Annotated in this window: 16 protein-coding genes; 14 read left to right on the forward strand and 2 right to left on the reverse strand. The window is 41.7% G+C overall.

What is annotated here, in order from left to right; all coding sequences use genetic code 11:
• Window positions 1-10 precede the first annotated feature (10 nt).
• Entirely contained in the window at window positions 11-634 is a 624-nt protein-coding gene (locus B806_RS0108900) for a hypothetical protein (protein ID WP_017402902.1), read from the reverse strand.
• A gap of 470 nt (window positions 635-1,104) precedes the next feature.
• Here B806_RS0108900 and B806_RS0108905 point away from each other — a divergent pair, with 470 nt between their 5' ends.
• Window positions 1,105-2,484 carry an L-serine ammonia-lyase gene (locus B806_RS0108905; protein ID WP_017399174.1) on the forward strand — a complete coding sequence of 460 codons (1,380 nt, stop codon included), beginning with the start codon at window positions 1,105-1,107 and terminating at the stop codon, window positions 2,482-2,484.
• 44 nt (window positions 2,485-2,528) lie between these two features.
• On the opposite strand, the gene paaZ is transcribed toward B806_RS0108905, so the two are convergent.
• Entirely contained in the window at window positions 2,529-4,631 is a 2,103-nt protein-coding gene (paaZ, locus tag B806_RS0108910; protein ID WP_017402903.1) for a phenylacetic acid degradation bifunctional protein PaaZ, read from the reverse strand.
• Window positions 4,632-4,896: 265 nt separating this feature from the next.
• Here paaZ and paaA point away from each other — a divergent pair, with 265 nt between their 5' ends.
• From paaA to B806_RS0108975, 13 genes are all read left to right on the forward strand, one after another.
• Entirely contained in the window at window positions 4,897-5,835 is a 939-nt protein-coding gene (gene paaA, locus B806_RS0108915; RefSeq protein WP_014206395.1) for a 1,2-phenylacetyl-CoA epoxidase subunit PaaA, read from the forward strand.
• Window positions 5,836-5,867: 32 nt separating this feature from the next.
• Window positions 5,868-6,158: a 1,2-phenylacetyl-CoA epoxidase subunit PaaB gene (gene paaB / locus B806_RS0108920; RefSeq protein ID WP_000389648.1), complete on the forward strand. Its 291-nt coding sequence runs from the start codon at window positions 5,868-5,870 to the stop codon at window positions 6,156-6,158.
• A 12-nt stretch (window positions 6,159-6,170) separates the two neighbouring features.
• Window positions 6,171-6,926 carry a 1,2-phenylacetyl-CoA epoxidase subunit PaaC gene (gene paaC / locus B806_RS0108925; protein WP_017402904.1) on the forward strand — a complete coding sequence of 252 codons (756 nt, stop codon included), beginning with the start codon at window positions 6,171-6,173 and terminating at the stop codon, window positions 6,924-6,926.
• 16 nt (window positions 6,927-6,942) lie between these two features.
• Complete coding sequence (gene paaD / locus B806_RS0108930; protein WP_005070011.1) at window positions 6,943-7,443, forward strand: 1,2-phenylacetyl-CoA epoxidase subunit PaaD; 501 nt, start codon at window positions 6,943-6,945, stop codon at window positions 7,441-7,443.
• A 23-nt stretch (window positions 7,444-7,466) separates the two neighbouring features.
• Window positions 7,467-8,528: a 1,2-phenylacetyl-CoA epoxidase subunit PaaE gene (gene paaE, locus B806_RS0108935; protein WP_017402905.1), complete on the forward strand. Its 1,062-nt coding sequence runs from the start codon at window positions 7,467-7,469 to the stop codon at window positions 8,526-8,528.
• An 8-nt stretch (window positions 8,529-8,536) separates the two neighbouring features.
• A complete protein-coding gene (locus B806_RS0108940; RefSeq protein ID WP_001156944.1) occupies window positions 8,537-9,310 on the forward strand; it encodes an enoyl-CoA hydratase-related protein in 774 nt (257 codons plus the stop codon).
• Window positions 9,310-10,101, forward strand: a complete 792-nt coding sequence (gene paaG / locus B806_RS0108945) for a 2-(1,2-epoxy-1,2-dihydrophenyl)acetyl-CoA isomerase PaaG (protein WP_017402906.1) — start codon at window positions 9,310-9,312, stop codon at window positions 10,099-10,101. The genes B806_RS0108940 and paaG overlap by 1 nt, the downstream gene beginning before the upstream one ends.
• Window positions 10,102-10,103: 2 nt before the next feature.
• A complete protein-coding gene (locus B806_RS0108950) occupies window positions 10,104-11,642 on the forward strand; it encodes a 3-hydroxyacyl-CoA dehydrogenase (protein ID WP_017402907.1) in 1,539 nt (512 codons plus the stop codon).
• A gap of 12 nt (window positions 11,643-11,654) precedes the next feature.
• Complete coding sequence (pcaF, locus tag B806_RS0108955) at window positions 11,655-12,863, forward strand: 3-oxoadipyl-CoA thiolase (protein ID WP_017402908.1); 1,209 nt, start codon at window positions 11,655-11,657, stop codon at window positions 12,861-12,863.
• Window positions 12,864-12,903: 40 nt separating this feature from the next.
• Window positions 12,904-14,193 (forward strand): phenylacetate--CoA ligase PaaK, encoded by a 1,290-nt coding sequence (gene paaK / locus B806_RS0108960; RefSeq protein WP_017402909.1) that lies wholly within the window; start codon window positions 12,904-12,906, stop codon window positions 14,191-14,193.
• 53 nt (window positions 14,194-14,246) lie between these two features.
• The gene (gene paaX, locus B806_RS0108965) at window positions 14,247-15,212 is read left to right on the forward strand and encodes a phenylacetic acid degradation operon negative regulatory protein PaaX (protein ID WP_079381066.1); all 966 of its coding nucleotides are present in this window, start codon (window positions 14,247-14,249) and stop codon (window positions 15,210-15,212) included.
• Window positions 15,199-15,804, forward strand: a complete 606-nt coding sequence (locus tag B806_RS0108970) for a DapH/DapD/GlmU-related protein (protein ID WP_017402911.1) — start codon at window positions 15,199-15,201, stop codon at window positions 15,802-15,804. The genes paaX and B806_RS0108970 overlap by 14 nt, the downstream gene beginning before the upstream one ends.
• A gap of 77 nt (window positions 15,805-15,881) precedes the next feature.
• Complete coding sequence (locus tag B806_RS0108975) at window positions 15,882-16,265, forward strand: PaaI family thioesterase (protein ID WP_004709473.1); 384 nt, start codon at window positions 15,882-15,884, stop codon at window positions 16,263-16,265.
• The last annotated feature ends 74 nt before the right edge of the window (window positions 16,266-16,339 follow it).

The following is a 16,339-nucleotide window of genomic DNA, read 5'->3' on the forward strand; positions in this document are numbered from 1 at the left end:
TTTTTTTTCTTTAATTTTCGGAATAATGGATAACGGGATACTCTTGTTGTTGTGGCAGCTTCTGTAAAGCCTGATTAATTTTGATGAGAAAAATATCCACTTTGTCTTGGCTTGGATTGTTGGTGTTGTATGAAGCTCTTTCTTGATAGTTAATTCCGCATCCAATAATTTTCATATTTGCAGGATTAAAGCTCCAATCATTTTTATTTTTGATCGAGATATCTAAATCACTATCACATTCTTTCCAGAGTTTTAAGAATTGATTGGAATATACAGTTGGAGCTTCTTGTGCTCGGTAGGCTGTAAATCCTTGCATTTCAGGATTAGCAAACTGAAGGAGATGATTGGTAGGCATTCCTCCCCAAAGTATAGCGGTATCTTTTGGTAGCTTTATTCCTGTTATATGTTCTTCTTTAAGTGGTGCAGTTTGCTCATCTTTCTGTTTGGACTTTTGAGATTTATAAACCAGTTTTGTTCCAACAGGAACTGTTACACCTTTGACTTGAGTTATTTGTGTTGTATAGAAATAAGGCGAATCATCACGGTTACAGCCTGTCGGGTTATAACAACCAATACAACCACTTAACAATAAAAGCGGACAACTTAAAATACTTAATTTTAAAATTCGATTCATTTTTCTTATCTTTAATTATGTCTAGAAATTTAATATATCAGTATTTAAATCAATAATAAAAAAAGCCCCTAGCGGACTAGAGGCAGAAAAACATCAGATGCAAGAACAGGTGAATTATGCATCTGAGTTAAGTAGGTTGTATCAAACCATGTAAAGCACTTTACCAGTAAAAATGAATAAAAATAGGGAGGTGCGACTAATGGCTAATATTTATAGTTTTTTATTTGTACAACTTCCTGTACTTGTTTTAAGGAAGGGCGCGCTAATACATTTATATTTGTTAATAAAAACTACAAAAGTTATGGCGGTGAAGAAGGTTATTTATAGTGATTGTTCAACCGTTGTCTTTTTGTGCTACTGCCGAAGAGTTATTCGTGCTTTGTACTTGGCTTAATGATAATTTTAGAGCTATCCGAAAGGACACAATAATGACGAACATACGAATAATAATGAATCGAAGGTAGGACCACGTGTTTATTAGTGTATTTGATCTTTTTAAAATTGGCATCGGTCCATCTAGCTCCCATACAGTTGGACCCATGCGAGCGGCATACAGTTTTGTGGATGATTTATTGAAGCAAAACGATTTACAAGCAACAGCTAGAGTTCAGGTGAAGTTATACGGTTCGCTGTCGGCAACGGGTGTCGGTCATGCGACAGACAAGGCTGTTCTATTAGGTTTAATGGGTTTTGACCCTGAACATATTGATACCCAAGTAAGTACAAGCTTGATTGAAGATGTTCTAGAAAATAAAGCCATCCAGCTTAATCAGCAAAAGACTATTTCTTTTGATTATAAGCATGATGTGCTTTTTTTAGATGACTCTTTGCCTTATCACCCCAATGCAATGGAACTGATTGCGTATAACGAGGCTCAAGAAATTTTATATGCAGAAACGTATTATTCAATCGGTGGAGGTTTCATTGTCAGTCAAAGACAATTAACACACACCCAAACTGAAACTAACGATGTTAAGGTTCCATATCCATTTCACAGTGCGGCTGAACTTTTAAGCTTATGTAGAACTCATCATTTATCAGTGAGCGAGTTAATGCTTGAAAATGAAAAAAGCTGGCGTAGTGAAACTGAGATTCGCAGCAAGATTATGGAAATCTGGAAAGTGATGCAGCAGTGTATTCACAACGGATTAATTAATGAAGGCATATTACCGGGCGGATTAAACGTAAAACGTCGGGCTAAAAAAATTCACGATAAGTTATTAAATAAGAAAAACTCAAACCTGATTGTGACGACTTTCCATGCGATGGAATGGGTCAATTTATTTGCCTTAGCGGTAAATGAGGAAAATGCTGCTGGCGGTCGAGTAGTGACGGCACCTACAAATGGGGCCGCAGGAATTATTCCGGCAGTTTTATATTACTACGTGACTTTTTCTAAAGACTTTTCCGAAGATAAAGTGGTTCGCTTTTTTCTAAGTGCGGCAGCCGTTGGCATTTTATGTAAACTCAATGCTTCTATTTCTGGTGCAGAAGTAGGGTGTCAGGGCGAAGTTGGCTCAGCGTGTGCGATGGCTTCGGCGGGTTTAGCCGAAATTTTAGGAGCATCACCTGAGCAAGTGGAACATGCGGCTGAAATTGGGCTTGAACATAATTTGGGTTTAACGTGTGACCCGATTGGTGGTTTGGTTCAGGTGCCTTGCATTGAACGAAATGCAATTGCAGCTGTAAAAGCCATTAATGCAGCCCAAATGGCACTTCATGATGACGATGAACACTTTGTCACGCTAGATAAAGTGATTCAGACCATGAAAGAAACTGGCAAAGATATGTCTGAGAAATATAAAGAGACTTCAAAAGGTGGCCTTGCTGTTAACGCCATTGAGTGCTAAAAAAATGAGATGGGGACGAGGTGACCCCCATCTCATTTTAACCATTAAGCTTCGCGAGCAACTAAAGTTAAAATATCGTAAGTTGCGACAAGTTCACCACGTTGGTTTTTGACTTTAATATCCCACACCACAACGCCATGCGCAGGCTGAGACAGGTCTTTTTGTGGCTTAGGTGTTTTTTGTTTACAGGTGAGTTCAACCTGAATCGAGTCACCAATTTTAACCGGTTCAACAAAACGTAAGTTGTCCATACCGTAGTTGGCAATCACAGGACCTTGTGCTGCATCGACAAATAGACCTGCTGCGGCAGACACAATGAAGTAACCGTGTGCAACGCGTTCACCAAAGAAAGACTCGGCCGCTGCGATTTTGTCGGTATGTGCATAAAAGTAGTCACCGCTTAAACACGCGAAATTGACAATATCTGCTTCGGTGACTGTACGGCGCGCTGTTAATAAACGCTCACCAATCACTAACTCATCAAAAGACTTTTTAAATGGATGTACACGGTCTTCATTAACTTTCGAGCCAGCAGTCCATGAGTGAGTAATTTGAGTCAGACTGTTTGGAGAACCCTGAATTGCAGTGCGCTGCATGTAGTGTTTAACTGCACGAATACCACCTAACTCTTCACCGCCACCTGCACGGCCAGGGCCGCCATGCACAAGATGAGGTAGTGGTGAACCATGTCCTGTACTTTCTTTTGCTGACTCTGCATCGAGTACATGCAGACGTCCATGCCAAGGTGCAATTTTTTGAATAATCTGCTCAATATTCTCATCGTTATTTTTAACGACAGAAGCCACTAGGCTACCTTCACCACGTGAAACAAGGTCAGCAAGCTCTTCAACGTTTTGATATGGCATGAGTGTACATACTGGACCGAAAGCTTCTGTGATATGTACATGTGTTGCTTGTAAAGGTTGTTCGCACACCAATAAAGTTGGAGCGAAAAAAGCACCTTTTTCAGGATGGTCTGCATTAAATGTAAAGCTATCATTGCTACCAAAAACAATTTTTGCATCTTTGCTGAGTTCGGCAACCTTTTCTGCAACGTCATGTTTTTGTTTAATACTGGCTAAAGCGCCCATGGTGGTTTCTTCTTTTTGGGGGTCACCCACCACAACTTTAGCAAGTTTGGCAGTTAGCTTCTCTTGCACAGTCGCTAACAAATTTTCAGGAACGAAAGCGCGACGAATCGCAGTACATTTTTGACCTGCTTTTGTAGTCATTTCACGGAAGACTTCACGCACAAATAAATCGACAGTTTCTTCATTTGCATCAGGGCTTAAAATTGCGCTGTTTACCGAGTCGGCTTCCATGCTAAATGGAATCGAATATTTATTGAGGTGAGGGTGGTTACGTAGTTTTTGGCCTGTGTAGGCAGAACCTGTAAAGGTCACACAGTCTTGTGGGCCTAAGTGATCGAACAAATCATACGTTTGACCGCAAATCAGTTGTAGCGAACCTTTTGGTAATACGTGTGCTTCTTCAATCGCTTTTACAACCGCTTGAGTTAATTGGGCACCATCGGTTGCAGGTTTCACAATACATGGCACACCTGCAAGTAAAGTTGGTGCAATCTTTTCAAGCATTCCCCAAATTGGGAAGTTAAAAGCATTAATGTGAACTGCAACCCCTGCTTTAGGGCTTAAAATGTGCTTAGCACCGAAAGTTCCATTTTTAGATAATTGAATCCAGCTATCTTCAGTAATAATTTTTTCATCATTAAGTTCACGGCGAACCAGACTCGAATAAGCAAATAATGTCTGGATCCCGCCTTCAATATCAATCCACGCATCTTTACGAGTTGCGCCTGTCGCATAAGCAAGTTTGTAGAACTCTTCTTTGCGCTCAAGTAAATGTTGGGCAATTTGTTTTAACGCATTTGCACGTTGGTGAAATGTCCAGTTAGCCAGTTCTGAACCATTTTGTTTGGCATATTGAACAACACGTTTCATATCTATGCCATGACTACTTACGGCATAAATCGGTTCACCTGTAATAGCATGATAAACAGGGCGCAGTTCTTCACTCGTCGAATGCCATGTTCCATAGACATAAGAAGCAAGATGAGACAGTTGATGCTCAGACTGCTGAAAATCTGTGTCAGTTGAGGTTCCTTCTAGGTGTGCTTGTTCAAGCATGACCAAACTCCTTTTTTATTTGATACATCAATTATAAAAATTGCAAAAATATGATTCATAATTTCAGATTAATTTGTCTAAAAGTCAACTTTATTTTGATTTGTAAACGTAAAAAGATTTTTTGTCTTTAATTAATATTTATTAATTTCAATTATTTAATCCTTATTTGTTATTTAGATATAATTTGATACTAAAAAAGTGATTGACTTTGTTTTTGGTGTATCGAAAAATAGATTTAAGGGTGATGCCTACAGGGAATGAAAGAATGGAAAACAACTACCAGAAATTTGAACAAAATATTGCCAATGAAATTACGATTGAGGCTAAGGATCAAATGCCTGATGCCTACCGCAAAACATTGATTCGTCAAATCGGGCAACATGGCCATTCTGAAATTGTAGGTATGTTGCCTGAAGGAAACTGGATTACTCGTGCGCCAACTTTAAAACGTAAAGCGGTTTTGCTCGCGAAAGTACAAGATGAAGCGGGTCATGGTTTATATCTATACAGTGCAGCAGAAACCTTAGGTGCTGACCGTGATGACATGATGGAAAAGTTGATTGATGGAAAAATGAAATACTCATCAATCTTTAACTATCCAACTTTGACTTGGGCAGATGTCGCTGCAATTGGTTGGCTTGTCGATGGGGCAGCCATTGTGAACCAAGTTGCGCTTTGCCGTACTTCATATGGGCCATATGCACGTGCAATGGTACGCATTTGTAAAGAAGAAAGTTTCCACCAACGTCAAGGTTTTGAAGCCATGATGGCTTTGGCAAACGGAACGCCAGAACAAAAACAGATGGCACAAGATGCAGTAAATCGCTACTGGTGGCCAGCACTGATGATGTTTGGTCCAAGTGATGAGCATTCTCCGAACAGTGCACAAAGCATGGCATGGAAAATCAAACGTTTTAGTAACGATGAGTTACGTCAAAAGTTTGTTGATAACACCGTGCCACAAGTGTTGCAACTTGGCTTGGAAGTACCGGACCCAGATTTAAAGTTCAATGAAGAAACAGGTCACTATGAGTTTGGCGAGATTGACTGGCACGAATTTAATGAAGTGATTGCCGGACGTGGACCATGTAATCACGAGCGTATCGAAGCACGCCGTAAAGCATGGGAAAACGGCAAATGGGTTCGTGATGCAGCAGTGGTCTACGCGAAAAAACAGCAGCTTGAAGCGAACAAAGTGGCTTAACAAGATTTATGGAAAAATTTGAGGAAATCAAAATGGAAGATAAAAATAACTGGTCGCTCTACGAAGTATTTGTACGTAGTAAACAAGGCTTAAGCCACCGTCATGTAGGCAGCTTAAGAGCACCTGATGATGAAATCGCACTGCAACATGCTCGTGATGTTTATACACGCCGTAATGAAGGAATTAGCATTTGGGTAGTTCGTTCTGAACTGATTAAATCATCACAGCCAGATGAAAAAGCTGAATTTTTCGATCCTTCTCTAGACAAGGTTTATCGTCATCCGACTTTTTATCATATCCCAGATGGCATTGAGCACATGTAAGGGGAATGGCAAATGAATCATTCAGTTTTATCTAAATTCTTATTACATATTGGCGACAGTCAACTGGTTTTATCTCAGCGTTTGGCTGAATGGTGCGGGCATGCACCTGAGCTAGAAATTGATATTGCCTTAGCAAATATCGGCTTGGACTTGTTGGGTCAGGCAAGGAACTTTCTGACTTTGGCTGGTCAATATGATGAAGCTCAACGTGATGAAGACCAACTTGCGTATTTCCGTACAGAACGTGAGTTTTTAAACCTCTTGTTGTGCGAACAACCCAATGGTGACTTTGCACAAACAATTGTACGCCAGTGGTTGATGGACCATTACCATCTTCATTTATTTACTGCTTTAGCGCAAAGCTCACTTCCTGAATTAAGCGCGCTTGCTGTCAAATCTTTAAAAGAAGTGAAGTATCACATCCGCTTTTCGACAAGCTGGATGGAACGTTTAAGTTTAAGCACAGATGAAGCGCATCAACGTGTACAAGACGGTTTAAATAATTTATGGCGCTTTACCGCTGAATTATTTGAACTGAGTGCAGATGAACAAGCACTAGTTGTAGAAGGCGTGATTCCAGATTTTTCAAATGAAAAAGAACAATGGAACCAAACCATTGCAGATGAGCTTAAGCGTTTTGAATTAAATGTTGCTGTGAACGGTGCTTATCGCCGCGGTGCAAAACAAGGATTGCATACCGAGCATTTAGGTTATTTGTTGGCTGAAATGCAATGTATTCAAAGAACTTATCCGGGCATGACCTGGTAAGACAAGGAGGTGAGCCATGCAAATGATTCGTCATTGCATCGACCAATGTTGGGATGTTCTACAAACGGTAAGTGACCCTGAAATTCCGGTTTTATCGGTTGTCGATTTAGGCATGATTCGCGGTGTAGAGCTTAACGATCAACAAGAAATTATTGTTCGTCTAACTCCGACATATAGCGGTTGCCCAGCAACAGATATGCTCAAAGCACAAATTGTTGAGGCATTTACCGCAGAAGCTTTGACACCAGTCAAAGTCATGGTTGATTTGTCAGAAGCATGGACCACGGACTGGATGTCTGAAGCAGGGAAAAAGAAACTGCAAGTTTATGGCATTGCACCACCTGAAGGGTTGGCGCATCAGTGTGGGACTCACGTTCATTTAAATGATGGTGTCGAGTGTCCACGTTGTAAAAGCCGACATACCCGACTGTTAACAGAGTTTAGTTCTACCGCCTGTAAAGCACTTTATAAATGTCAGGACTGTCTTGAGCCTTTTGATTACTTCAAATGTATTTAAGTCTTTAGATAAGGAAATCAGCCATGAGCCAATTTGTACCATTAAAAGTAAAAAGTATTACACCGCAAACCGATCAGGCAATTTGTATTGCATTTGACGTTGTACCTGAACAACAAGAACAATTTCAATTTCAACCGGGGCAACATTTAACCATTCGCCATTTAACCGAAGCGGGTGAAATTCGCCGTTGTTATTCAATTTGTAGCTATGCGGGTAAAGAAGACATCAGCATTGCTGTTAAAAAAATTGATCAAGGGCAATTTTCAAACTGGGCAAATGACCATTTGAAAGTGGGCGATGTGCTTGAAGTCATGCCACCACAAGGTGTGTTTTTTCAAAAAGCAGCCAAGATGGGCGGACAAAACTATTTAGGTGTTGCTGCGGGCAGTGGTATTACCCCAATTTTATCAATTATTAAACAAGTTTTATTTGAACAATCTGAAGCTAAATTTACCTTGCTCTATGGCAATCGTTCGTGGAAACAAACCATGTTTGCCGAGCAAATTATGGATTTGAAAGATCAGTTTAAAGAACGATTTCAACTCATCAATATCTTTTCTCGTGAGTTCAATGATAGCGAACTCATGAACGGTCGTATTGATGCAGAAAAGCTAAAACAGCTTTTTGATTTTGAAGTGCTTGAAACAAACTTTGACCATGTTTTTGCCTGCGGTCCAGACGAAATGATGAATGCTGTAGAAAGCACTTTGCCGAACTTCGGTATTGCCAAAGAGCGCATTCACACTGAACGTTTCCATACAGGACAAGCACGTAAACGTAGTGCTGAAGCTGATGCAAATCGTAAAGAAGAAAAAGTAAACATCATTTTAGATGGTCGTGAACTGATTGTTTCTGTGGCTCAAGATGATGAAAGTATTCTTGATGCGGCTTTACGGGCAGGTGCTGACTTACCGTATGCATGTAAAGGTGGGGTGTGTGCGACCTGTCGCTGTAAGGTGCTTTCAGGTGAAGTCGACATGTTCCTTAACTATAGTCTTGAAGAAGATGAAGTTGAAAAGGGCTATGTGCTGAGCTGCCAGACCTTACCAAAAGGCTCAAATGTTCGCTTGAGTTTTGATGAATAGAGGCTGTTATGCAAGAGTTGATCAAAGCCAGTACAGCTGCTGACGGTGTTTTGTTATTAACCCTAAACCGTCCAGAAAAAAGAAATGCCTTAAACAATGCAACATTGCAGTGTTTATGCGAGTTGCTCGAAGAAGCTGAACATAATGCTCAAGTTAAAGCAGTGGTTTTAACGGGTAATGCTCAATGTTTTGCGGCTGGAGCAGATCTTAGCGAGCTAGCTGCAATGGACGCCGTGTCTTTGCAACTCGATATTCGTCCAAAGCTGTGGCAGAAAATTGATGCGTTTAGTAAGCCACTCATTAGTGCAGTCAATGGCTATGCCTTAGGCGCTGGGTTCGAGTTGGTTTTGCATTCAGATATGGTGATTTGTGGTGAAAATGCCCGATTCGCTTTACCTGAAATTACCTTGGGTATGTTGCCGGGTGCAGGCGGAACACAACGTTTAGCACGCTTGGTCGGGCAGCAGCTCACCATGCGCTGGGCCATGACAGGTGAGATGATTTCGGCAAAACAGGCAGAACAACATGGCATTTGCAGTCAAGTGGTGCCGACCGAATTAACCGTTGAATATGCGGTTCAACTGGCAGCCAAAATTGCCAAACAAGCGCCTTTAGCGATTCGCGTGATTAAACAATCAATTAAAAGTATTCATGAAACAACGTTAAGTCAGGGACTCAAGTTTGAACGTCAAAACTTTGTCTGGCTGGCGGCTACAAAAGATCGAAACGAAGGGATTAATGCTTTCTTTGAGAAAAGAAAGCCAGTGTTTAGAGGTGAGTGATGGACTATCAAAATATTATTGCTGAAGAAAAAAATGGTGTTGGCTACCTGACATTTAATCGCCCAAAAGCACTGAATAGCTTTAACGTTGATATGCACCGTGAAGTGGCTGAGGTTTTAAACCTGTGGACTAAAAATCCAGATGTTCGCTGTGTTGTGATTAGTGGTGAAGGCCGGGGCTTTTGTGCAGGGCAAGATTTAGGTGATCGTGTAGTAGACCCAAATGCTGAAGCTCCAGATTTAGGATATTCCATTGAAACTTACTATAACCCGCTCATTAAAACGATTGTAAATATGCCAAAGCCTGTGATTTGCGCCGTAAATGGCGTGGCAGCAGGTGCAGGGGCAAATATTGCGCTGGCGTGTGACTTGGTGATTGCAGCTAAATCGGCAAACTTTGTACAAGCATTTTGCCGCTTAGGTTTAGTTCCAGACTCGGCTGGTACATGGTTTTTACCACGTGCCGTAGGCCATGCACGTGCGATGGGATTGGCTTTGTTAGGTGACAAGCTCCCAGCAGAAACCGCAAAAGAATGGGGCATGATTTGGGATGTTGTTGAAGACGCCGAGCTTAAAGCAAAAGTGACTGAACTCGCTGAACGTTTAGCGAAACAGCCTACATTTGGTCTATCTCTCATTAAAAAAGCCATTCATCAATCAAGTAATAACACTTTTGATGAGCAAGTGCTGTTAGAGCGTGATTTACAACGCATCGCGGGTCGTTCAGAAGATTATCGTGAAGGTGTGCAAGCCTTTATGAATAAACGTGAACCAAACTTTAAAGGGCGCTAAGCATGACAGATTTAGACTTATCTCGTGCCCGAATTGCCGTCATTGGTTCTGGCACCATGGGCATCGGCATTGCCCAGTTAGCCATCGTCAATGGGCACTCGACTGTTTTATATGATCTGGACGCTCAAAAAGCGCAACAAGCCGCTCAGGGCTTGGGACAGACGTTTAAAAAGCTGGTTGAAAAGAGCAAGCTCACACAACAGCAAGCGGATGAAGCCTTAGCGCGTTTAACGGTGGTCAATCAAATTGAAGCACTGCGTGATGCTGACTTGGTGATTGAAGCAGTCATTGAGAAAAAAGAAGTTAAACAGTCTTTATTTAAGCAACTCGCTGAGATTTGTAGTGCGCAAACTATTTTTGCAAGCAATACATCTTCAATTTCAGTGACTGCAATTTCGGCTGGCATTGCTCACCCTGAGCGAGTAGTGGGTTTACACTTCTTTAACCCTGCGCCAGTCATGAAACTGGTTGAAATTGTACAAGGCTTAAAAACCCCAAACAGCTTATGTTTAGCTTTAAAAAACTTGATGGTGAATTGGAAAAAAATTCCAGTACTCACCAAGTCGACGCCCGGGTTTATTGTTAACCGAATTGCACGTCCGTTTTATGCAGAAGGCTTTAGAGCACTGCAAGAACAGGTCACCAGCTATGACCAGCTAGATTATGCCTTAAAGCAGTGTGGTGGTTTTGCGATGGGGCCGTGTGAACTTACCGACCTTATTGGGCAAGATGTTAACTTTTCGGTGACCCAAAGCGTTTACCAAGAGTTTTTTTACGAACCACGCTACCGTCCAAGCCTCATTCAAAAAGAATTGGTCGATGCAGGTGCTTGGGGCCGTAAGTCAAAACAGGGCTTTTATCGCTATAACGAAAAAAATCAGTACGAGACTTTTCAGCCTCAAGCTGTGACTGTCAAACCAGTTGATGCACATATTCAGCTCAAAGGGACTTGGTCTCAGCTACCTGCTTTTTTAACGCGTTTAGGTTTAAAAAGCGGATCTGCGAGTGATGACAATATCCTTCAAATTGATGATATCGACTTACGTTTAAGCCAAGGTGAGTCTGCCAATATTCATTACTTAAGCCGTAAAGTTGTTTTAATGGATTGGCACCATGATTTTGAACAGGCGCAAGCTTTAGTACTCAGTCATAACGAACTTTGTGAAGCAAGTGACCTCGCTAAAGTTGAAGCTTACTTTGCGCAGTTTGGTATGAGCGTGATGTGGATTAAAGACCATCCTGCGCTGTTAACCTTGCGCACCATCGCTTTACTCATTAATGAAGCCTGCGAAGCAAGTTTACATGGTGTTGCGAGTCTGGAAGATATTGATAATGCCATGAAATATGGAGTGAATTATCCTAAAGGCCCTTACCAGTGGTTGACACAAATGGGCGGCGCTTACGTGCTCCAAACCTTAAATAATTTATATGCACTGTATGGAGAGGAAAAATATCGCGCGAGTATCTACCTCAAGCAATATGTAGCAAAAACTCAAAACATTGCTACTCAATATTCACGTGATATGACCGAATTTGCATAATCAGGAGTCAACATGGAAGACGTTTTAATTTGCGATTTTATTCGTACCCCAATTGGACGATATGCAGGTGCCTTAAGTGCTGTACGTGCAGATGATTTAGCTGCATTGCCCATCAAATATTTAAAAGATAAACACCCGAACCTACCGTGGAATACGGTAGACGAAGTGTTTTTAGGATGTGCCAACCAAGCAGGTGAAGACAACCGTAACGTTGCACGTATGGCGACACTCTTGGCAGGCTTACCTGATACTGTACCAGCGATGACCGTCAATCGTTTATGTGCTTCTGGCTTAGATGCGGTAGGACTTGCAGCACGCTCAATTAAAGCAGGCGAAGCACAGTTTGTTTTGGCGGGTGGTGTGGAGTCGATGAGCCGTGCGCCATTTGTACAAGCTAAACCGACCGAAGCGTTTAGCCGCACACCTGAAATTTATGACACCACCATTGGCTGGCGCTTTGTAAATAAGCAACTTAAAGCGCAATACGGCACCGACAGCATGCCGGAAACAGCCGAAAATGTAGCTGAAAAATATCAGATTAGTCGTGAAGACCAAGATGCGTTTGCATTGCATAGTCAGCAAAAAACCGCTGCGGCACAACAAAATGGTTTCTTTAACGATGAGATTTTGCCTGTCGAGATTACAGACCGTAAGAAAAACGTGACTGTTGTTAGCCGTGATGAACATCCGCGTGAAACGACACTTGAAGCACTCGCTAAGCTAAAAGCCCCGTTTAAAAAAGAAGGCGGCTCGGTGACTGCCGGAAATGCCTCTGGTGTAAATGATGGCGCCGCATGTGTGTTAATTACCAACCGTGAATTTGCAGATACACATGGTTTAAAACCTTTAGCACGCGTGATAGGCATTGCAAGTGCAGGTGTTGAGCCCAAATATATGGGTATAGGTCCTGTTCCGGCTGTGCAGAAAATTTTAAAGCAAACAGGCTTAACGCTAGATCAGATGGATGTGATTGAGCTGAATGAAGCATTCGCAGCCCAATCTTTGCCTTGTATGCGTGAACTTGGTTTAAAAGATGACGATGAACGCGTTAACCCAAATGGTGGTGCAATTGCATTAGGCCATCCGCTCGGTATGAGTGGTACACGTTTAGTGATTACGGCAACACGTGAGCTAAAAAAACGCGGTGGACGCTATGCACTTTGCACGATGTGTGTGGGTGTTGGACAAGGCGTTGCACTGATTTTGGAAAACTTAAATTAATTCAGACGATTTTTAAAATTACATAATGAGGAGAGAGGCGATGGACAGCCTTACAATGGATAATGTTGAGCAATTAACACTTGCAGAGCTTAGAGAACTGCAAACTAAACGGTTAAAACAAACCCTGACTTTTGTATATGAAAATAGTCCGGTCTATAAGAAAAAGTTCGACGATGCAGGTGTACATCCTGATGACTTCGTCACTTTAGACGATCTGGCGAAGTTTCCATTTACCACCAAACAGGATTTAAGAGATAACTATCCGTTTGGAATGTTTGCTGTGCCACAAGAGCAAATTGTGCGTTTACATGCATCATCGGGCACAACGGGTAAACCGACAGTCGTGGGTTACACCCAAAAAGATATTAATACGTGGTCTGACATTGTTGCGCGTTGTTTACGCATGGCAGGTTTAACCGCGAAAGATATGGTTCAGGTTGCTTATGGCTACGGACTATTTACAGGTGGACTAGGTGCACATTATGGTGCCGAGCGCTTAGGTGCAACGGTTATTCCAATGTCTGGCGGGCAAACTGAAAAGCAAGTTCAGCTCATTCAAGACTTTAAACCTACCGCAATTATGGTTACGCCATCGTATTGCGTGAGCATTATTGAAAAGCTCGAGCAACAATTTGGTACTGCACGTAATACGTCTTTAAACGTCGGGATTTTTGGTGCCGAGCCATGGACCAACGAACTGCGCCGTGAAATTGAAGAGCGCCTAAATATTAAAGCACTCGATATTTATGGCTTGTCTGAGGTAATGGGGCCGGGCGTTGCGATGCAATGTCTAGGTGAGGGCGAGGGATTAACGATTTGGGAAGATCATTTCTACCCTGAAATTATTAATCCTGAAACAGGTGAAGTCTGTAAAGATGGCGAACTTGGCGAGCTAGTCTTTACGACCATTACTAAAGAAGGTTTACCGATTATTCGTTACCGTACTCGTGATTTGACCCGTTTGCTCGCTGGTGAAAATCTGGCGATGCGTAAAATGGATAAAATTGTGGGCCGTAGTGACGACATGCTGATTATTCGCGGTGTGAACGTTTTCCCGACTCAGATCGAAGAGCAAATTTTGCAAGTTCCGCATTTAGTTCCAAATTATGAAATTTTGGTGACTAAAAAAGGCCATATGGATACTTTGCATATTCGTACAGAGATGTGTCATAACTGTACTATACAGGCCAATCAACTTGCTCAGGAGTTGATGAAACGCATTAAAACCATGATTGGGATTAGCGTTACTGTAGAAGTTGTGACAGAAGCGACCTTACCTCGTTCGGAAGGTAAGGCAAAGCGGGTAATCGATATGCGTCAGATTGCTTAACATCAAGATCATTCAGGGTATAGAATCTATACCCTGAAACTAAACGCCAAGACATCAGTATGAGTGCAAAAATACAGCAAATAATTGATTCTGTTGTAAAGAATGAAACCTTAAGTGGAACTTCGCTTATTTCGACAATTTTTGGAGATTCAGTACTTCATCGGGGTGGAAACATTAGTCTTGCAAGCCTGATTCAGTTATTAGAGCTATTTGGTTTTAATGACCGTGCTGTAAGAACCTCTGTTTTTCGTTTAGTTAAAAATGATTGGTTATGTTCGGACAAAATCGGCAGAACCAGTTTTTATCGAATTACCGATTCGAGCCGTTCGACCTATTTGCAAGCCGAGCAACGCATTTATAACGACCAGATGAAAGAGTGGGATCATTATTGGGATCTTATTCTGATGTCTAGCCTCGACACTGAAAATAAAGCGTTGTTAAAGAAAGAACTCGAATGGTTAGGATTTGCCAATATTTCGACAAACTTAATGGCTTATCCGGGTTGTAACCGTATTGAACTGCAACGCTTGTTGGTTGACTTAAATATGAGTGAGCAAGTGGTGGTGTTTAAAGCCGAAACCTTGCAGCTCTTTAATAATTCGGTCGATACCATTGGTCGTATGCTCAGAACCAACTGGCCCATCGATGAATTACGCCAAAGATATCTACAGTTTCTCGATATTTTTAGAGAAATTGGGGTATTGCTGATGCAGGAAAACGAACAACTCGAACCTGTTCAGGCCTTTCAGATTCGAACTTTGCTGATTCATTATTATCGACGGATTTTATTGAAAGACCCTGCATTACCGCTTGAATTGTTGCCAACTGACTGGCCTGCGATTAGTGCACGAACGTTATCAATGAATATTTATAAAAAAGTATTTGAACCTGCCGATGAATACTTCTTGTCTGTTGCTGCAACAGCAGAAGGACCAATGCCAAATGCCACAGCACATTATTGGCGCCGTTTCGGAGGTTTGGCGGCGACAAATGAGAGGTTAAATCATGCCTTGTTATAGTATTGACGGTGTTATTCCGGTGGTCAGCCCAGAAGCTTTTGTACATCCAACCGCTGTTTTAATTGGTGATGTGATTATTGAAGCGGGTGTATATGTGGGGCCATTTGCGTCATTGCGTGCCGATTTTGGACGTATTCATATTAAGCAAAATGCCAATATACAAGATAGCTGCACCGTACATGGTTTTCCGCAAAGCGTGACTTTAGTTGAGGAAATGGGGCACATTGGGCATGGGGCAATTTTGCATGGCTGCCGCATTGGTAAAAATGTTTTGGTCGGTATGAACAGCGTAATTTTGGACTATGCAGAAATTGGTGAAAACACCATTATTGGTGCAAATAGTCTGGTCAAAACTAAAGATATAATTCCGGCAAATGTATTGGCAATGGGTAGTCCTGCCAAGGTTGCACGTGATTTATCAGAACAAGAAAAAAAGTGGAAAACCAGAGGCACGCAAGAATACATTGAGCTTGCACAGCGCTGCTTAAACTCAATGGAAGAAGTTGAGCCTTTAACTTCAGAGTTGGATGACCGCCTAACCTATAAGGACTTTAGTTCTTCAAACTATCAGATTAAACAAGATAGCGTTTAACGGCTATTCATAAGTCGATTTCAATACATAGTGATTCATAACACTTAAGGAATACTCGCACGAGTAGGGAGAGGTTTGTGCAAAAAATGGAAACTACTGCGGTTGATCAATTCGCAGAGCTATTGGGTGTACAAGTGCTGCATCGCAGTTTTGATGAAGCACGTTGTCAGCTTAATGTGAAAGACGAACACATGAATGCATTGGGCGGCGTGCATGGTGGCGTCATATTTTCTTTAGCCGATATTGCCTTTGCGATGGCTTGTAATGCAGGGGATGCCCCATATACTGGCCTACAGGCGGATATTCGCTATATGAGTGGTGCGAAAGATAAGGTGTTATTTGCAACGGCAACCAAGGTTGGTAGTAGTAAAAAATTTGCGCATTATGAAGTGGTGATAACAGATGGTTTAAATAATAGAGTCGCTTTATTTACATCTACGTGTTACAGACTTGCGCCTTAATGTGTGGTTAGTTTTGAAGAGAGCCCCTAATTTTTTTGGGGCTTTTTATTAATACTAAGAAATTAAAATAATTT

It is taken from the genome of Acinetobacter sp. TG2027 (genome assembly GCF_000302435.1).
In the GTDB taxonomy this organism is placed as follows: Bacteria; Pseudomonadota; Gammaproteobacteria; order Pseudomonadales; family Moraxellaceae; genus Acinetobacter; species Acinetobacter pittii.